The 16361-nt window shown below is 69.7% G+C and carries 22 protein-coding genes; 19 read left to right on the top strand and 3 right to left on the bottom strand.

All coding sequences use genetic code 11. The annotated features are described in order from the left end of the window. Positions 1 to 1439: 1439 nt before the first annotated feature. The 3 genes from A6A06_RS39770 to A6A06_RS39760 form a co-directional block, all read right to left on the bottom strand. Positions 1440 to 2273, bottom strand: a complete 834-nt coding sequence (locus A6A06_RS39770) for a TauD/TfdA family dioxygenase (RefSeq protein WP_073768991.1) — start codon at positions 2271 to 2273, stop codon at positions 1440 to 1442. Next, the gene (locus A6A06_RS39765) at positions 2260 to 4278 is read right to left on the bottom strand and encodes a nucleotidyltransferase domain-containing protein (protein ID WP_073768989.1); all 2019 of its coding nucleotides are present in this window, start codon (positions 4276 to 4278) and stop codon (positions 2260 to 2262) included. Before A6A06_RS39765 ends, A6A06_RS39770 begins: the two co-directional genes overlap by 14 nt. Positions 4279 to 4528: 250 nt before the next feature. Further along, the gene (locus A6A06_RS39760; RefSeq protein WP_073768987.1) at positions 4529 to 5857 is read right to left on the bottom strand and encodes an MFS transporter; all 1329 of its coding nucleotides are present in this window, start codon (positions 5855 to 5857) and stop codon (positions 4529 to 4531) included. Between the two features lie 661 nt (positions 5858 to 6518). Here A6A06_RS39760 and A6A06_RS39755 point away from each other — a divergent pair. From A6A06_RS39755 to rplF, 19 genes are all read left to right on the top strand, one after another. Further along, a complete protein-coding gene (locus A6A06_RS39755; protein ID WP_073768985.1) occupies positions 6519 to 6797 on the top strand; it encodes a hypothetical protein in 279 nt (92 codons plus the stop codon). A 146-nt stretch (positions 6798 to 6943) separates the two neighbouring features. Further along, positions 6944 to 7855, top strand: a complete 912-nt coding sequence (locus A6A06_RS39750) for a helix-turn-helix transcriptional regulator (RefSeq protein ID WP_073768983.1) — start codon at positions 6944 to 6946, stop codon at positions 7853 to 7855. Positions 7856 to 8287: 432 nt separating this feature from the next. Then, positions 8288 to 8596 carry a 30S ribosomal protein S10 gene (gene rpsJ / locus A6A06_RS39745; protein ID WP_004571821.1) on the top strand — a complete coding sequence of 103 codons (309 nt, stop codon included), beginning with the start codon at positions 8288 to 8290 and terminating at the stop codon, positions 8594 to 8596. Between the two features lie 14 nt (positions 8597 to 8610). Then, positions 8611 to 9255, top strand: a complete 645-nt coding sequence (gene rplC / locus A6A06_RS39740) for a 50S ribosomal protein L3 (RefSeq protein ID WP_030016992.1) — start codon at positions 8611 to 8613, stop codon at positions 9253 to 9255. 8 nt (positions 9256 to 9263) lie between these two features. Beyond that, positions 9264 to 9914: a 50S ribosomal protein L4 gene (rplD, locus tag A6A06_RS39735; RefSeq protein ID WP_073768981.1), complete on the top strand. Its 651-nt coding sequence runs from the start codon at positions 9264 to 9266 to the stop codon at positions 9912 to 9914. After that, positions 9914 to 10237: a 50S ribosomal protein L23 gene (gene rplW, locus A6A06_RS39730; RefSeq protein ID WP_030016990.1), complete on the top strand. Its 324-nt coding sequence runs from the start codon at positions 9914 to 9916 to the stop codon at positions 10235 to 10237. Before rplD ends, rplW begins: the two co-directional genes overlap by 1 nt. 39 nt (positions 10238 to 10276) lie before the next feature. Further along, complete coding sequence (gene rplB, locus A6A06_RS39725; protein ID WP_073768979.1) at positions 10277 to 11113, top strand: 50S ribosomal protein L2; 837 nt, start codon at positions 10277 to 10279, stop codon at positions 11111 to 11113. A 12-nt stretch (positions 11114 to 11125) separates the two neighbouring features. Next, positions 11126 to 11407, top strand: a complete 282-nt coding sequence (gene rpsS, locus A6A06_RS39720; protein WP_014054167.1) for a 30S ribosomal protein S19 — start codon at positions 11126 to 11128, stop codon at positions 11405 to 11407. 44 nt (positions 11408 to 11451) lie between these two features. Next, entirely contained in the window at positions 11452 to 11799 is a 348-nt protein-coding gene (gene rplV / locus A6A06_RS39715) for a 50S ribosomal protein L22 (protein ID WP_006604878.1), read from the top strand. Further along, positions 11799 to 12629 carry a 30S ribosomal protein S3 gene (gene rpsC / locus A6A06_RS39710; RefSeq protein WP_030016987.1) on the top strand — a complete coding sequence of 277 codons (831 nt, stop codon included), beginning with the start codon at positions 11799 to 11801 and terminating at the stop codon, positions 12627 to 12629. Before rplV ends, rpsC begins: the two co-directional genes overlap by 1 nt. Positions 12630 to 12634: 5 nt before the next feature. Continuing rightward, positions 12635 to 13054 carry a 50S ribosomal protein L16 gene (gene rplP / locus A6A06_RS39705; protein WP_004571829.1) on the top strand — a complete coding sequence of 140 codons (420 nt, stop codon included), beginning with the start codon at positions 12635 to 12637 and terminating at the stop codon, positions 13052 to 13054. Further along, the gene (gene rpmC, locus A6A06_RS39700) at positions 13054 to 13278 is read left to right on the top strand and encodes a 50S ribosomal protein L29 (protein ID WP_073768977.1); all 225 of its coding nucleotides are present in this window, start codon (positions 13054 to 13056) and stop codon (positions 13276 to 13278) included. Before rplP ends, rpmC begins: the two co-directional genes overlap by 1 nt. Continuing rightward, positions 13278 to 13559: a 30S ribosomal protein S17 gene (gene rpsQ, locus A6A06_RS39695; RefSeq protein WP_030283447.1), complete on the top strand. Its 282-nt coding sequence runs from the start codon at positions 13278 to 13280 to the stop codon at positions 13557 to 13559. The genes rpmC and rpsQ overlap by 1 nt, the downstream gene beginning before the upstream one ends. A 131-nt stretch (positions 13560 to 13690) precedes the next feature. Beyond that, positions 13691 to 14059 carry a 50S ribosomal protein L14 gene (gene rplN / locus A6A06_RS39690; protein WP_073768975.1) on the top strand — a complete coding sequence of 123 codons (369 nt, stop codon included), beginning with the start codon at positions 13691 to 13693 and terminating at the stop codon, positions 14057 to 14059. Between the two features lie 3 nt (positions 14060 to 14062). Continuing rightward, positions 14063 to 14386 (top strand): 50S ribosomal protein L24, encoded by a 324-nt coding sequence (gene rplX / locus A6A06_RS39685; protein WP_073768973.1) that lies wholly within the window; start codon positions 14063 to 14065, stop codon positions 14384 to 14386. Further along, on the top strand, positions 14386 to 14946 hold the full coding sequence (gene rplE / locus A6A06_RS39680; RefSeq protein WP_073768971.1) for a 50S ribosomal protein L5: 561 nt from the start codon (positions 14386 to 14388) through the stop codon (positions 14944 to 14946). Before rplX ends, rplE begins: the two co-directional genes overlap by 1 nt. 2 nt (positions 14947 to 14948) lie before the next feature. After that, positions 14949 to 15134, top strand: a complete 186-nt coding sequence (locus A6A06_RS39675) for a type Z 30S ribosomal protein S14 (protein WP_004571834.1) — start codon at positions 14949 to 14951, stop codon at positions 15132 to 15134. Between the two features lie 266 nt (positions 15135 to 15400). After that, on the top strand, positions 15401 to 15799 hold the full coding sequence (gene rpsH / locus A6A06_RS39665; RefSeq protein WP_073768967.1) for a 30S ribosomal protein S8: 399 nt from the start codon (positions 15401 to 15403) through the stop codon (positions 15797 to 15799). Between the two features lie 22 nt (positions 15800 to 15821). Then, complete coding sequence (gene rplF / locus A6A06_RS39660) at positions 15822 to 16361, top strand: 50S ribosomal protein L6 (protein WP_073768965.1); 540 nt, start codon at positions 15822 to 15824, stop codon at positions 16359 to 16361.

Genomic DNA, 16361 nt, shown 5'->3' with positions numbered 1-16361 from the left:
AAGGCCCGGTCGCAACCCGGGCAGTTCTGAAGGGGCAGTACGCGGGATGGTGCGGGGGGTTCGGGGAGCGGGGGTGGCAGTAGCTCCCTAAGTCGGTGGGCGAGGAAGGCCGCAGGGTTGTGGAGGTCGCTCGGCAGGTCGTCGCTCAGGCAGCGGCGTACGGATTCGGGGGAGACCCCGCGTTCCAGCCAGCGGGCTGCGTCCGGGGCGAGACGGCGTACGTCGCGCTGGGAGAGCAGCAGGCGGGGATCGTCCCTGCGGAGGTATGCGAGGAGGTCGAGGGCGGCCTGAGGGGGCTTGGGCGGCTGGGCGGGAGCAGCGGGGGGCGTGGCCGGGGGAGGGCCTGGCGTGGGGGCGGGCACGGGGCCGGGGGCGCTTTGCGGCTCCCGGGTGAAGGCTGGGGGCAGAGGCGGAGCGGTCGCGGGGGCCGGAGCCGGAGCAGGAGCCGGGGACGGGGCTGTACGGGGTTCCGGGGCCGGGGCTGAAGCCGGTTCCGAAGCCGGGGCTGTACGGGATTCCGGGACGGGTTCCGGGGCCGGAGCTGGGGCGGGTTCCGGGGCCGGTGTGGCGGTGCGGCGTGGGGCCGGGCGGCGGGGCGGGCGCTTTGGAGTGGAGGCGGTGGCGCAGGTCGGCGGGGAGCCTGCGGGGGCCTCTCCGGCGGGCTCCGGATTCGCGTACGAGTACGTGACGGTGATGAACGTGCCCCTCGCGGTGCGCTCCTTGACGCGCGCGATGTAGCCGTAGTGCTCCAGCTCGCGCAGGGCGCCGGAGATCCGGGTGCGCCCGTCCTTCTTGAAGTGGTCGGTCAGGGACTTGATGTCGACCCGGGCGCCTTCCGGCAGCGACTGGATGTACGTCGCGACGCCGAGTGCCGCCGCGGAGAGGTCGTGGTGCTGGGCGAGTTTGTTGCAGATGATCACGTACCGCTCGGGGCGGCGGCCGCAGATCTTGCGCAATCCGGTGGTGTATCGGCGAACTACGCCACGGAGGCGGTCGCGGCCACTAACCTGGGTGTTGTCCATCGGGGAGGTAAGTCCTTGGTGGTCGGGTCCATCGGGAAGTTGGTGCTTCCCAGGTGGGCAGGCCCTCGCTCGGGTGTCAGGTCGAGTCGGGGGCCATTTGCATATGTCAGCGGGCCTTGCGGCGGTGGTGCTGTGGCTGAGAGTGCACCCTGCCGCGCAGCGGAAGCCACCATTCCGCCTCCGGATCACCCAAGCGGGTGACAACGCGGACGCCAGGGGACGGTAGGGGAGGGTTGGGTAATTTCCCCCCGGTTCTTTGGTCTTTTGGGGGCGGGCTCACCGGCGGCCGGTTTCCTGTACATCGGTTACCGCGGTGCCGGCCGGCCACCGGAGGGGCCCGGCAGCCGGGTGTTTTCGGCCGTATGCCGTGTCGTGGCCGGGGCGGCCGCACCCGTCGCACCGGCCGGTCGGCGGGCGTCACGGCCGGGCCGGGGCCGCGGGGAAGCCGAAGGCCATACGGGCGCAGGTCGGTCCGGTGGCGTCGAAGTTGAGGCGGCGCATCACGCGGGGGACCCCGGCGGGGATGGGCGTCCTGCCGTGGACGACGGCCGAGTTGTCGGCGATCAGCACGTCCCCCTTGGCGAGCTTGAAGCGCAGCCGGTTGGCGGGGGCGGCGAAGAAACGGCACAGCTCGGCGTACTGGTCGCGGACGTCCGGGCGCGGTACGACCCGGGACACCCCGTCCGCCATCCGGAACCGCAGCGTGAGCACGCCGCCGCGCCGCCGGAAGAGCGGCTGGGTGCTGGACTGGTCCGTACGCGTGATCGTCAGCGCGTCGGGCTCGGCCAGCGCGTCCCGGCGGCCGGGGAAGTGCCGCGCCAGGTGCAGGTAGGCGGCCTGGGCGCTGGCCAGGACGGACAGGCCGCCGCGGACGGCCGGACGTACGCACTGGAGCGTGATCAGGGCCTCGGGGCGGTCGCGGAACGCGCCGTCCGTGTGCAGCAGGTGCTCCGCGCGGCTGGAGCCGAGGAAGCCGGTCACCGGCTCGGCGGGGCTGATCGGCACGATCCCGTCGCCGTCCGCCCGCGGGTGCGGCGCCGGGACTCCGAAGCGCCGCCGCAGGCCGAGCAGGTCCTGCCGGCTCCCGCCGTGTTCCGCGCAGCGCAGGATCGCGAAGCCGTACCGGTTGAACGCGGTGAGCATCTCGTGCTCCTGCGCCACCGACATGTAGCTCAGCGAGGGGACCCGGACGGTCTGCGCCGCCACGGACAGGCCGGCGCCGAACGGGCGGCGGAGGTCAGGCGCCGCCATGGCCGGTGGCTTCCGGGGTGGTGGGCCGGGGGACGGGGATCTCCGGCGCGCCGGGCTCCGGTACGCCGGTCTCCGCGTTACGGATCTCCGCCGCACCGGTCTCCGCCGCACCGGTCTTCAGGAAACCGGCGCCCGGTGCGGGCGCCTGCGCGGCGTCGAGCGTGGCCAGCCAGCCGCGCAGCACGGCACCGGCCATCCGTTCGGCCCCGGCGCGGTCGTGGCGTACGTCGCCGGGCGCGTCGCCGAGGCCGTCCGGCTGCCGCCGGTGGAAGGCCGCGATGGCCTGGTCGTCGGCCGGGTACTCGGCCCCGCTCTCCATCCGCAGCATGATCTTCGCGAGCAGGGCGGTGGCCTTGAAGAGCACCCGCAGGTCCGGTTCGCCGAGCAGGAGCTGTTTGCGGAGCGTGACGGCCGCCTGGACGCCGTCCCGCACACTGACGTCCGCGTACGTCACGGCATCCGGTACGGGCAGCGCGAGGCCGGGGGCGCACCACAGAGGCGCGATGGCGCCCGCTCCGCTCAAGGTGAGGACGTGCAGCAGCCGCGGGGGCAGGGCGCCCGCGCGGAACTCGTCCTCGGTCAGGACGGTCATGGTCATCCGGACCCCGCCCAGCACCGGTTCCAGCTCCGCGCGGACACGCCGGAGCCGGGGGATGTCGTCCTGCGGCGCCAGCACGAGTACGTCCAGGTCGCTCCAGCCGTGCCGGTACGTCCCCCGGGCCGCGCTGCCGGTGACGGCGAGCAGGTCCACGGCCGGCCAGGTCCCGGTGAGCCGCTCGCGCAGGCCGCGCAGGTAGGACCCGAGGCTCGGCGGGAGCCCCAGGCTGCGGACGGAGACGGGCTTGAGCGGGCGGAACGTCCAGGCCGCGTCGAAGGCCAGGCGGTCCAGCCGCCGCTGGAGACTCAGCCGGGCCCAGGGGGCGGCGGGACCCTGGCCGGCCGCTTCGGGGCCGGTGCCGGGCACGGAATCGGGCCGTGCGGCATCGTGGCGTACGGGATCGGGCCGTACCGCGCGCAGCCGGTCGCCGAAGAGCTTGCGCAGTTCCCCGACTGTGGCGCGGTCGCGTACGGGCTCGATGCTCACGCGGTCCAGGAAGGGGTGCGCGGCGCAGTAGCGGTCGAGGCCGTCGGCGATGCGTTCGGCCCGGACGGTGGCGTCTTCGTCGGCGTCCGTACCGGCCGGGCCGTGCGCCGTGGCGCCGACGAGGTGTGCGGTGTCCAGCCGGGCGTAGCCACGGCGGGTGCGCAGGTATTCACCGGCGGCGTCGCGTGCGTGATCGCAGTCGCCGCCCAGGGCCACCACGCGGACGCGGGAGAGCGCACACTCCGGCACCGCGGGGTACAGCCGGTGCAGGCTCTGGCGCAGCTCGTGCTGGATGTCGACCGCCGGCCGGTCGCCGACGACGACGGCCATGTCGAACCGTCCCTCGTCGACGAGACGGTGGATCTGCTCGTGGAGCCGTCGCTGGTAGTTCCCCACAAGCGTGTCGAGGGCCGGGAGCCGGGCCAGGCCGCGTGCGGCGCCGCACGCGGGGTCCTCGTCGTGCAGCAGGACGACGCCGTATTCGGTCTCCTCGGCGGCCTGCAAGGCGGTGCTGTACGGCGCCAGCGCCGCGCGCGCGTCGTGGGCGGCGCGCCCCGTACCGCACCGCTCGCGCAACGCGACGACCGCGGCGAGCATCGCCTCCACCATGGGCAGGCCCTGCCGTACGCAGCGCAGGTCGTTTGCCCGGGGCCGGCGGGCGCGGGCCAGGAAGGAAGCGGCGAGTACGTCCGCCAGCTGCTGGTAGGAAGCGTCTTCGAGCCACCATCCGGTCCGCTCCGTGCCGGTGAGGGCGGGCCACCGGGGGGCGTGCTGCTCCGCGCGGGCGGAGATCCGGATCTGCGGGGTGCGGCGGGTCAGCATCCGGAGCTGGGTGTCCTTCCCCGCGTGAGCCGGTCCGCTCAGGGCGATGACCCGGTGTGACACCGGCGGGCGCTCTTCGATGGGTGGGTACAGGAGCATGGTGTTTTTTCCTCCGGTGGTGCACGGCCGTTTCCGGTGCGGAATTTCGGCACGGGTGGTGCGATGAATTGCCATGCGGAGTGGGTGGCGCCATGTTTTCGGGTGCTGCTTTTCGGGTGCTGCTTTTCGGGTCGTGCCGGTGAAACGGGGGCCGGTGGCCGGTCGTCGGTAATTCATGGGGCGCCGGCCGGGCCCGGCCGCTACGCGGGAGAACAGCCGCCGCGAGGAAATCCGCCTGCGCTGCCGGGGCTCACGTCCGTACGGCTGTGCCCGTGTCCCCGTCCGTATCCGGTTCCGGGGCCGTATCCGGTTCCGGCGCCGTACGGGACAGTGCGAAGCCGACGGCGGCGGCCGCCGCGAGGGAGGTCAGACCGCCGGTGAGGAATCCGGCGCGGGGTCCGCAGACCTCGGTGACCCAGCCGACGGCCGGTGCGGCCACCGGTGTGCCGCCCATGAACGCGATCTTGAAGAGGCTCATCACCCTGCCCCGCGCCGCGGCGTCGGCCGTCAGCTGGACGTGCGCGTTGGCGGTGACGGTGACGACCAGGCCGGACATGCCGGTCAGGACCAGCAGGGCCGCGAAGGCCCACAGGGAGGGGGTGAGGGCGGCGGCCGTCTCCAGGGCCCCGAACAGCAGCGCCGCGGTGGTCAGCACCCGCCGCGGCGGCGCGGGACTGCGCGCCGCCCACAGCGCGCCCGCCACCGCGCCCGCCGCCAGCAGGGAGTTGAGCAGCCCGTACACGCCGGAGCCCGTATGGAAGACCTGCACGGTGAACGCGGTCAGCCAGACGGGGAAGTTGAAGCCGAACGTGCCGATGAAGGCGACCAGCACGATCGGCCACAGCAGGTCGGGATCGCGGCGGACCTGGCGCAGCGCCGCCCTGACCTGGCCGCCGCCGCGCGGGGCGCGCTCGGCCGGGTGCATCTCGCCGGGGCGTATGAGCAGCAGGGCAGTGAGGGGCGCGAGGTAGGAGAGGCCGTTGAGGAGGAAGGCCCAGCCGCTGCCCACCACCGTGATCACGACGCCGGCGGCGGCCGGCCCGGCCAGGCGGGCGGCCTGGAAGGTGGCCGAGTTCAGGCTCACCGCGTTGCGCAGCTGCTCCGGCCCGACCAGCTCGGCGACGAACGCCTGCCGGGCGGGGGCGTCCGCGACGGAGACCAGGCCCAGCACGGCCGCCATGACGTACACGTGCCAGGGCCGGACCTCACCGGACAGCACCAGCGCGGCCAGGGCCAGGCCCGTCGCGCCCAGTGCGGTCTGGGTCCGCAGCAGCAGCCCGCGCATGGGCAGCCGGTCGGCGATCAGGCCGCCGTGCAGGCCGAGGAGCAGCATGGGCGCGTACTGGAGCCCGACGGTGATCCCGACGGCGGCGGGGGAGCCGGTCAGCTCGACGACCAGCCAGTCCTGGGCGATGCGCTGCATCCACGTACCGGTGTGGGACACGGCCTGCCCGGCGGCGAACAGCCGGTAGTTGCGGACGCGGAGCGAGCCGAACGTCGCCGCGGCCCGGGAGGCCGGGCCGCGCTCGCGGCGGGGCGGCGGCAGGGGCGCGGAGGCGGGGCCCGGTGTGCCGGTCACTCCCTTCGCCCTTTCGCGGCGCGCGGGACCGGATTCCGTCCGTGCGCAGGGGCGGGAATTCCTTTTCCATACCGGAAACACTGCACGGAAACCCCTTTCCCGCTCGCCCGGTCGATACGGTTCAGGATTCCCCCGGAGGCGGTGCGTAGTCGCCCGGCTCCCAGCTTCATTCGGAAGGCTTCCATTTATTGTGAGCTGTAGGATTTTGGCAGCAGTGCAATACGGCGCGTATCGCGCGGGCCGGTATTGCTTTTTACGCCCGGCGCTCGCGGGGCGCGCCGAGGTGCGCGGTCGTGAGCCGGAGCGGGGAGCGGGGACGGGTGCACCGTCGTGCCGCGCGGCGCGGAAGTCCGGGGCGCGGGGTGCGGCGCGCACGGAATTGCGAGGGGCCTTCCGTCATTTGGAGTAACGTACTGGTATCGGAGCGTCACCGTCTTGGGAGGGGCGGCTCGCGCCGAGGGGGTCAGGCGTCGCCTCACGAAGTCCAGTCGGCACCAGAGGAGTCAACCTCTCGTGGTACTTGCCCACCCCGTCGCCCGTGCCGTGCGGAACGCCGGCTCTGCATCCGCCCCGAAGCCGCGCGTGCGCCGCGGGCCGTCGGCGCTGTCTGTGCCGTCCGTGCTGCCCGTGCCGTCCGTATGCGCCGACGGGCGGTGAGCGGGTGGTCGGCAGCGAGATCAAGCCCGGCGACCACTCCAAGAAGGACGTGCGGCGGGTCCTGGAGAAGTGGACGGCCCGGGGGTGGGTGCTGCGCAAGGACGGGCACTGGGGGCGGCTCTACTGCCCGTGCCAGGGGCGGTGCACCGTCATTCCGGTGTCGGGTACGCCGCGCAGCCCCACGGCGCACGCGCGCGTGATCGACCGGCTGGCGGCCCGGTGCCCGCTGCCGGGCGACGCGGCGAACCGCAGTCTCACGGGGATGCCGCGTGGCGAAGCGTGACCATGGCGTCAACTGAGGTGAGCCGTCGGAGAGTGCTCGTTTTACGACAGTTGCCTGTGCGGGGTGCGGCAGGGTTTGTCATGCTTTGTCTGTTGACGAACGACAACAGAACTGCGACCCTGCCCAAGGACTAGGGGGACGCCGCCATGGACTACGACTTCACCTTCGTCGTCACGGGTGCGACCGTCGACGACCAGGACGCCGTCGATGCGCTGCGCGAGACCTGTGACGCCCTTCTGGCGCGGGCCGGCGGCACCGACCTGCTCAGCATCACCTGGCCCGGAGACTGCGCGGTCCGGGCCGCGCTCGAAGCGGCCTCGGCGGCGCGCGCCGCGGCGCCGCGCCTGCGGGTGCTCCGCCTCGACCGCGACCTGGTCGGCATACACGAGATCGCCGAGCGCACGGGACGCTCCCGGCAGAACGTCGCGCAGTGGGTCGCCGGAGTGCGCAAGGTCCGGGGCGCGCCGTTCCCGGCCGCCGAGGGGACCGTAGGGCGCTCCCAGGCGTGGCTGTGGGCGGAGGTCGACCGCTGGCTCGCCGCGCACGGCCTCGGCGACGGGGCCGCCCACCCCACGCGCGAGGAGATGGCGGAGATCGACGTGGCGCTGGCCGGACGGGTCTCGCTGACGTTCCGCTTCGCCGCGACCACGGGCTTCCAGGAGGGGCGCCAGCGCGTCATCGACGAGCTGCGCAACCGCCACATAAACCGGTTCCTGGGCATACTGGCGGGGTTCGGGGGGACCACGGACGAGCACGGCGACCACGTCCTGGTCGTGGCCGACGGGCGGGAGCCGGCGCGCGGGGTGATGGAGCGCGTGGCGCAGATCCCGCACGACGTGGTGCTGGTGACCGAGACCGACCAGTTCACGGTCACGGTCCTGTCCAGCCGCGGCCCGGACCGCTCCGGCCGTGTCGTCCCCGTGTCCGGGACGGCGACGGTCGGCGAGTGGCTCCGCCAGGCCCGCGACTTCCCGCACGCCGCCTTCGCCGTGGAGAGTGACGACCGTCTCACCGAGGAGTCCGCCCGCGTCCAGTGGCAGCTGGCCATCGCCGCGTGACAGCGGGGCCGCGGGCGTCCGGCGGGCGGCCCGGCCCGGCACGCCGCAGGCGGGTCCGTGCATCCGGACGGTGTGACGCGGTGTACGATCTCCCGCCCGATTGGCAGCGTTCGCCGCTGGTGTGGCACACTGTCCAGGTTGCTCGGTTGAGTGCCGATGCTGCGCGCCTCCCGCCGGGGGGACTGGAAGCGAGTCCTAGGTATTCGTCGCCTCTTATCAGGGGCGGAAGTACGGGAATCTTCCGGGAAGTGCAGCGGGGTGCCTCAGCCAGGCGCCCGGTGGGTGTTCATCCCCCACGTTTTCCTTCTCGAAGGATCGCCCTTGCGGGGATCTGCGGGAAGGAGCGCGACACGCCCGACCGCGTGGGTCGGTGGATGAACGGCAACGTGCCGGGTCCCAGAGCGTTACGAGAGACAGGACTACGAAGTAGCCATGGCGGGACAGAAGATCCGCATCCGGCTCAAGGCCTACGACCACGAGGTCATCGACACGTCGGCGAAGAAGATCGTCGAGACGGTGACCCGTACTGGTGCGTCGGTCGCGGGCCCGGTGCCGCTCCCCACCGAGAAGAACGTGTACTGCGTCATCAAGTCGCCGCACAAGTACAAGGACTCGCGCGAGCACTTCGAGATGCGCACGCACAAGCGCCTGATCGACATTCTCGACCCGACGCCCAAGACCGTTGACTCGCTGATGCGCCTGGACCTTCCGGCCGGCGTTGACATCGAGATCAAGCTCTGAGAGGCGCAGTAGAGATGGCTAAGCAGATCAAGGGCATCCTGGGCGAGAAGCTCGGCATGACCCAGGTCTGGGACGAGAACAACCGTGTCGTCCCGGTCACTGTGGTCAAGGCCGGCCCCTGCGTCGTTACCCAGGTGCGCACCAATGACCAGGACGGCTACGACTCCGTCCAGATCGCCTTCGGCGAGATCGACCCGCGCAAGGTGAACAAGCCCCTCAAGGGCCACTTCGCGAAGGCCGACGTCACCCCCCGCCGTCACCTCGTCGAGGTCCGTACCACTGACGCCAGTGAGTACACCCTCGGCCAGGAGCTGACCGCCGAGACCTTCGAGTCCGGCGTCAAGGTGGACGTGACCGGCAAGAGCAAGGGCAAGGGCTTCGCCGGTGTCATGAAGCGTCACGGCTTCCACGGCGGCAAGGCTTCGCACGGTGCCCACCGCGTGCACCGCAAGCCGGGCTCCATCGGTGGCTGCGCCACCCCGGGCCGCGTGTTCAAGGGCATGCGGATGGCCGGCCGTATGGGCAACGAGCGGGTCACCACCCAGAACCTGACCGTCCATGCCGTTGACGCGGAGAAGGGTCTGCTGCTCATCAAGGGCGCAGTTCCTGGTCCGAACGGCGGCCTCGTCCTGGTCCGTACCGCGGCCAAGGGGGCCTGAGGTAACCGATGAGCACCATTGACATCCTTTCGCCGGCAGGCGACAAGGCCGGGACCGTCGAACTCCCCACGGAGATCTTCGACGCGAAGGTCAGCGTTCCGCTGATCCACCAGGTCGTCGTCGCGCAGCTGGCCGCGGCCCGTCAGGGCACGCACAAGACCAAGACTCGCGGAGAGGTCCGCGGCGGTGGCAAGAAGCCGTACCGCCAGAAGGGCACCGGCCGCGCGCGCCAGGGTTCGACCCGTGCGCCGCAGTTCGCCGGCGGTGGCGTCGTGCACGGTCCCGTGCCGCGTGACTACTCGCAGCGGACCCCCAAGAAGATGAAGGCCGCCGCCCTGCGCGGTGCCCTCACCGACCGGGCCCGCAACAGCCGCGTCCACGTCGTCTCCGGCGTGGTCGAGGGCGAGGTCTCCACCAAGGCCGCCAAGGTTCTCCTCGGCAAGATCAGCGAGCGCAAGCACGTGCTGCTGGTCGCCGAGCGCGCCGACGAGGCCGCGTGGCTCTCCGCCCGCAACCTGCCCCAGGTCCACATCCTGGAGCCGGGCCAGCTGAACACGTACGACGTGCTCGTCTCCGACGACGTGGTCTTCACCAAGGCCGCCTTCGAGTCCTTCGTGGCTGGTCCCAAGGCCGCTGAGCTCGAAGGGAGCGCCGCCTGATGACTGAGGCGACCGTTACCAGCAAGTCCTTCTCGGACCCGCGCGACCTTCTGGTCAAGCCGGTCGTCTCCGAGAAGAGCTACGCGCTGCTGGACGAGAACAAGTACACGTTCATCGTCGACCCGCGTGCGAACAAGACCCAGATCAAGCAGGCCGTCGAGGCGGTCTTCTCGGTCAAGGTCACCGGGGTCAACACGATCAACCGCCAGGGCAAGCGCAAGCGCACCCGCACCGGTTTCGGCAAGCGCGCCAACACCAAGCGCGCCATCGTGACCCTTGCCGAGGGCGACCGTATCGACATCTTCGGCGGCCCGGTCTCCTAACGGAGTCCGAGTCGTCCGGAATCGGACGAGGACTGAGAAATGGGTATCCGCAAGTACAAGCCGACGACCCCGGGCCGTCGTGGCTCCAGCGTCGCCGACTTTGTCGAGATCACGCGGTCCACGCCGGAGAAGTCGCTGGTCCGCCCGCTGCACAGCAAGGGCGGCCGTAACAACGCCGGTCGTGTGACCGTTCGCCACCAGGGCGGTGGCCACAAGCGCGCCTACCGAGTGATCGACTTCCGTCGTCACGACAAGGACGGCGTGCCGGCCAAGGTCGCGCACATCGAGTACGACCCCAACCGCACCGCTCGCATCGCGCTGCTGCACTACGCAGACGGCGAGAAGCGCTACATCATCGCGCCGCGTGGCCTGGTGCAGGGTGCTCGGATTGAGAACGGCCAGGGCGCCGACATCAAGCCGGGCAACAACCTGCCGCTGCGCCACATCCCGGTCGGTACGACGATCCACGCCATCGAGCTTCGGCCCGGCGGCGGCGCGAAGTTCGCCCGGTCCGCCGGTGCCTCCGTGCAGCTGCTGGCGAAGGAGGGCACCATGGCCCACCTTCGTATGCCGTCCGGTGAGATCCGTCTGGTCGACGTGCGCTGCCGCGCCACCGTCGGCGAGGTCGGCAACGCCGAGCAGTCGAACATCAACTGGGGCAAGGCCGGCCGTATGCGCTGGAAGGGCGTCCGCCCGACCGTGCGTGGTGTCGTGATGAACCCGGTCGACCACCCGCACGGTGGTGGTGAGGGCAAGACCTCCGGTGGTCGCCACCCGGTCTCGCCGTGGGGCCAGAAGGAGGGTCGTACGCGTTCGCCGAAGAAGGCTTCGAACAAGTACATCGTCCGCCGCCGCAAGACGAACAAGAAGCGCTAGGAGCGGGTTTAGATGCCGCGTAGTCTCAAGAAGGGGCCCTTCGTCGACGACCACCTTTCCAAGAAGGTGGATGTTCAGAACGAAGCCGGCACCAAGAACGTCATCAAGACCTGGTCCCGCCGCTCCATGATCGTCCCGGCCATGCTCGGCCACACGATCGCGGTGCACGACGGCCGTAAGCACGTCCCGGTGTTCGTCACCGAGTCGATGGTCGGCCACAAGCTCGGCGAGTTTGCGCCGACCCGCACCTTCCGCGGCCACGAGAAGGACGACCGCAAGTCGCGTCGTCGCTGATCGACCGGAGTGCGAAGACTATGACTGACACCGAAGGGACAACCATGGAAGCCAGGGCCCAGGCGCGGTACATCCGCGTCACGCCCATGAAGGCCCGCCGCGTGGTGGACCTTATCCGTGGCATGGATGCCACGGAGGCTCAGGCGGTCCTGCGTTTTGCCCCGCAGGCCGCGAGCGTGCCCGTTGGCAAGGTGCTGGACAGCGCCATTGCCAACGCGGCGCACAACTACGACCACACCGACGCCGGCAGCCTCGTCATTTCCGAGGCGTACGTCGACGAGGGCCCGACCCTGAAGCGGTTCCGTCCGCGTGCCCAGGGCCGTGCCTACCGGATCCGCAAGCGGACCAGCCACATCACCGTGGTCGTCAGCAGCAAGGAAGGAACCCGGTAATGGGCCAGAAGGTTAACCCGCACGGGTTCCGGCTCGGCATCACCACCGACTTCAAGTCGCGTTGGTACGCCGACAAGCTGTACAAGGACTACGTCAAGGAAGACGTCGCCATTCGTCGCATGATGACGAAGGGCATGGAGCGCGCCGGCATCTCGAAGGTGGAGATCGAGCGCACCCGTGAGCGCGTCCGCGTCGACATCCACACCGCTCGTCCGGGCATCGTCATCGGCCGCCGCGGCGCCGAGGCCGACCGCATCCGCGGCGAACTGGAGAAGCTGACCGGCAAGCAGGTCCAGCTGAACATCCTCGAGGTCAAGAACCCCGAGACCGATGCTCAGCTCGTGGCCCAGGCCGTCGCCGAGCAGCTGTCCTCCCGCGTCTCCTTCCGTCGCGCCATGCGCAAGAGCATGCAGTCGACGATGAAGGCCGGCGCCAAGGGCATCAAGATCCAGTGTGGTGGCCGTCTCGGCGGCGCCGAGATGTCGCGCTCGGAGTTCTACCGCGAGGGCCGCGTGCCCCTGCACACGCTCCGCGCCAACGTCGACTACGGCTTCTTCGAGGCCAAGACCACCTTCGGCCGTATCGGTGTGAAGGTCTGGATCTACAAGGGCGACGTCAAGAACATCGCCGAGGTCCGCGCCGAGAACGCTGCCGCCCGTGCGGGTAACCGCCCGGCCCGTGGTGGAGGCGGCAACGACCGTCCGCGCCGCGGTGGCGAGCGTGGCGGCCGTGGCGGCCGCAAGCCGCAGCAGAACGCCGCTGCCGAGGCCCCCAAGGCCGAAGCCGCTGCCGCTGCTCCGGCTGCTGAGAGCACCGGAACGGAGGGCTGACCGACATGCTGATCCCTCGCAGGGTCAAGCACCGCAAGCAGCACCACCCGAAGCGCAACGGTATGGCCAAGGGTGGCACCGAGCTTGCCTTCGGTGAGTACGGCATTCAGGCCGTGACCCCCGCCTACGTGACGAACCGGCAGATCGAGTCCGCTCGTATCGCCATGACCCGTCACATCAAGCGTGGCGGCAAGGTCTGGATCAACATTTACCCGGACCGCCCGCTGACGAAGAAGCCGGCCGAAACCCGCATGGGTTCCGGTAAGGGTTCTCCGGAGTGGTGGGTCGCGAACGTCAAGCCCGGTCGGGTGATGTTCGAGCTGTCCTTCCCGAACGAAAAGGTTGCCAAGGAGGCGCTGACCCGCGCCGCCCACAAGCTTCCGATGAAGTGCCGCATCGTGCGGCGCGAGGCAGGTGAGTCGTGATGGCGGCCGGTACCAAGGCGACCGAGCTGCGCGAGCTGAATGGCGAGGACCTCGTCGCGAAGCTTCGTGAGGCCAAGGAGGAGCTGTTCAACCTCCGCTTCCAGGCGGCGACGGGACAGCTCGAAAACCACGGCCGGCTGAAGGCCGTCCGCAAGGACATCGCCCGGATCTACACCCTGATGCGTGAGCGCGAGCTGGGCATCGAGACGGTGGAGAGCGCCTGATGAGCGAGAAGAATGTGACTGAGACGAACGACCGCGGCTTCCGCAAGACCCGCGAGGGTCTCGTCGTCAGCGACAAGATGGACAAGACCGTCGTCGTCGCCGTCGAGGACCGTGTCAAGCACGCGCTGTACGGCAAGGTCATCCGCCGTACGAACAAGCTCAAGGCGCACGACGAGCAGAACGCTGCCGGTGTCGGCGACCGCGTCCTCCTGATGGAGACGCGTCCGCTGTCGGCGAGCAAGCGCTGGCGCATCGTCGAGATCCTCGAGAAGGCCAAGTAAGGAATTTCCCGTTCGGGAATTCCGCTAGATACCGCCTGGGGGGTTTCCCCCAGGTCAGTTCCGCCAGGCTCGGCGGCGGGCCTCAGCAATGAGGCCCCCGCCGGGAACCGGCAGACGATCAGGAGATAGACGTGATCCAGCAGGAGTCGCGGCTTCGGATCGCCGACAACACGGGTGCGAAGGAAATTCTCACCATCCGTGTTCTCGGTGGCTCGGGCCGCCGCTACGCGGGCATCGGTGACGTCATCGTCGCCACCGTCAAGGACGCGATCCCCGGTGGCAACGTGAAGAAGGGTGACGTCGTCAAGGCGGTCATCGTTCGCACCGTCAAGGAGCGCCGCCGTCCGGACGGCTCGTACATCCGCTTCGACGAGAACGCGGCCGTCATCCTCAAGAACGATGGCGACCCCCGCGGCACCCGTATCTTCGGCCCGGTGGGCCGGGAGCTGCGCGAGAAGAAGTTCATGAAGATCATCTCGCTCGCGCCGGAGGTGCTGTAACCGATGAAGATCAAGAAGGGCGACCTGGTCCAGATCATCACCGGCAAGGACAAGGGCAAGCAGGGCAAGGTCATCGCGGCCTTCCCCCGCGAGGACCGTGTCCTGGTCGAGGGTGTCAACCGGGTCAAGAAGCACACCAAGGCCGGTCAGACCGCTCGTGGCTCCAAGACCGGCGGCATTGTGACGACCGAGGCCCCCATCCACGTCAGCAACGTTCAGCTGATCGTGGAGAAGGACGGCAACAAGGTCGTCACCCGCGTCGGGTACCGCTTCGACGATGAGGGCAACAAGATCCGCGTTGCCAAGCGGACCGGTGAGGACATCTGATGACTGCCACCACCAACGCGCCGCGCCTCAAGCAGCGCTACCGCGAAGAGATCGCCGGGAAGCTGAAGGACGAGTTCTCGTACGAGAACGTCATGCAGATCCCCGGTCTGACCAAGATCGTGGTCAACATGGGTGTGGGCGACGCCGCCCGCGACTCCAAGCTGATCGACGGTGCCATCAAGGACCTCACCACGATCACCGGTCAGAAGCCGGCCGTCACCAAGGCCCGTAAGTCCATCGCGCAGTTCAAGCTGCGCGAGGGCCAGCCGATCGGTGCCCACGTCACCCTCCGTGGTGACCGTATGTGGGAGTTCCTGGACCGCCTGCTGTCGCTCGCGCTGCCGCGCATCCGCGACTTCCGTGGTCTGTCCCCGAAGCAGTTCGACGGTCGGGGCAACTACACCTTCGGTCTCACGGAGCAGGTCATGTTCCACGAGATCGACCAGGACAAGATCGACCGGCAGCGGGGCATGGACATCACCGTGGTCACCACGGCGTCCAACGACGATGAGGGCCGCGCCCTGCTTCGTCACCTCGGCTTCCCGTTCAAGGAGAACTGACCGTGGCGAAGAAGGCTCTGATCGCTAAGGCGGCCCGCAAGCCGAAGTTCGCTGTGCGCGCGTACACGCGTTGCCAGCGCTGCGGCCGTCCGCACTCCGTGTACCGCAAGTTCGGCCTGTGCCGCGTGTGCCTCCGTGAGATGGCTCACCGTGGCGAGCTGCCGGGCGTGACCAAGAGCTCCTGGTAACACCCCCTCCCGTCGCCCAACCAGCGCTGCCCCAGGGCAGCCTGGCGGGCGTCAGGAATCATGTGGGTGGTTCCGGAGTCTCTCGGTAAGCATCTGTTCGGCGGGGCCCCGCCCTTCGATCCCGTAGGGTAGAAGGGTTGGGCGCCCCGTCGCCCAGGAACGACTTACTACGCCGAAGGTCCCCGCGCCGCACCCGTCCCGACCCAGCTCGGGGAGAGGGATGGCGCATACAGGAAACCCCGGCGAGAGAGGCCGAAGGCCAATTCATGACCATGACTGACCCCATCGCAGACATGCTCACGCGTCTGCGTAACGCGAACTCGGCGTACCACGACACCGTCGTGATGCCGCACAGCAAGATCAAGTCGCACATCGCGGAGATCCTCCAGCAGGAGGGCTACATCACCGGCTGGAAGGTCGAGGACGCCGAGGTCGGCAAGAACCTCACCCTCGAGCTGAAGTTCGGCCCGAACCGCGAGCGCTCGATCGCCGGCATCAAGCGCATCTCGAAGCCGGGCCTGCGGGTCTACGCAAAGTCCACCAACCTGCCGAAGGTGCTCGGCGGCCTGGGCGTGGCGATCATCTCCACGTCGTACGGGCTCCTCACCGGTCAGCAGGCCAGCAAGAAGGGCGTAGGCGGAGAAGTTCTCGCCTACGTCTGGTAATTCGGGAACGGAGGAATAGCTAATGTCGCGTATTGGCAAGCTGCCCATCCAGGTTCCCGCTGGTGTGGACGTCACCATCGACGGCCGCACGGTTTCGGTGAAGGGTCCCAAGGGCTCCCTGCAGCACACCGTCGCCGCGCCCATCGAGGTCGCCAAGGGTGAGGACGGCTTCATCGCTGTCACCCGCCCGAACGACGAGCGTCAGAACAAGGCCCTGCACGGCCTGTCCCGCACGCTGGTGGCGAACATGATCACCGGCGTGACCCAGGGATTCACCAAGGCGCTCGAGATCAGCGGTGTCGGTTACCGCGTCCAGGCGAAGGGCTCCAACCTGGAGTTCTCGCTCGGCTACAGCCACCCGATCCTGGTCGAGGCGCCCGAGGGCATCTCGTTCAAGGTCGAGTCCCCGACCAAGCTGAGCGTCGAGGGCATCGACAAGCAGAAGGTCGGCGAGGTCGCCGCGAACATCCGCAAGCTGCGCAAGCCCGACCCGTACAAGGCCAAGGGCGTCAAGTACGCCGGCGAGGTCATCCGCCGCAAGGTCGGAAAGGCTGGTAAGTAA

It is taken from the genome of Streptomyces sp. CB02923, assembly GCF_001905005.1.
Taxonomy (GTDB): domain Bacteria; phylum Actinomycetota; class Actinomycetes; order Streptomycetales; family Streptomycetaceae; genus Streptomyces.
This window is presented reverse-complemented; position numbering and strand designations above follow the sequence as displayed.

Coding starts and splice junctions, on each gene's coding strand:
- rplE (WP_073768971.1), top strand. CDS start 14,386: ATGACTGCCACCACCAACGCGCCGCGCCTCAAGCAGCGCTACCGCGAA.
- rpsJ (WP_004571821.1), top strand. CDS start 8,288: ATGGCGGGACAGAAGATCCGCATCCGGCTCAAGGCCTACGACCACGAG.
- A6A06_RS39765 (WP_073768989.1), bottom strand. CDS start 4,278: ATGCTCCTGTACCCACCCATCGAAGAGCGCCCGCCGGTGTCACACCGG.
- rplC (WP_030016992.1), top strand. CDS start 8,611: ATGGCTAAGCAGATCAAGGGCATCCTGGGCGAGAAGCTCGGCATGACC.
- A6A06_RS39770 (WP_073768991.1), bottom strand. CDS start 2,273: ATGGCGGCGCCTGACCTCCGCCGCCCGTTCGGCGCCGGCCTGTCCGTG.
- rplW (WP_030016990.1), top strand. CDS start 9,914: ATGACTGAGGCGACCGTTACCAGCAAGTCCTTCTCGGACCCGCGCGAC.
- rplX (WP_073768973.1), top strand. CDS start 14,063: ATGAAGATCAAGAAGGGCGACCTGGTCCAGATCATCACCGGCAAGGAC.
- rplV (WP_006604878.1), top strand. CDS start 11,452: ATGGAAGCCAGGGCCCAGGCGCGGTACATCCGCGTCACGCCCATGAAG.
- rplP (WP_004571829.1), top strand. CDS start 12,635: ATGCTGATCCCTCGCAGGGTCAAGCACCGCAAGCAGCACCACCCGAAG.
- rplB (WP_073768979.1), top strand. CDS start 10,277: ATGGGTATCCGCAAGTACAAGCCGACGACCCCGGGCCGTCGTGGCTCC.
- rpsS (WP_014054167.1), top strand. CDS start 11,126: ATGCCGCGTAGTCTCAAGAAGGGGCCCTTCGTCGACGACCACCTTTCC.
- rpmC (WP_073768977.1), top strand. CDS start 13,054: ATGGCGGCCGGTACCAAGGCGACCGAGCTGCGCGAGCTGAATGGCGAG.
- rplD (WP_073768981.1), top strand. CDS start 9,264: ATGAGCACCATTGACATCCTTTCGCCGGCAGGCGACAAGGCCGGGACC.
- rpsQ (WP_030283447.1), top strand. CDS start 13,278: ATGAGCGAGAAGAATGTGACTGAGACGAACGACCGCGGCTTCCGCAAG.
- rpsH (WP_073768967.1), top strand. CDS start 15,401: ATGACCATGACTGACCCCATCGCAGACATGCTCACGCGTCTGCGTAAC.
- rpsC (WP_030016987.1), top strand. CDS start 11,799: ATGGGCCAGAAGGTTAACCCGCACGGGTTCCGGCTCGGCATCACCACC.
- A6A06_RS39750 (WP_073768983.1), top strand. CDS start 6,944: ATGGACTACGACTTCACCTTCGTCGTCACGGGTGCGACCGTCGACGAC.
- rplF (WP_073768965.1), top strand. CDS start 15,822: ATGTCGCGTATTGGCAAGCTGCCCATCCAGGTTCCCGCTGGTGTGGAC.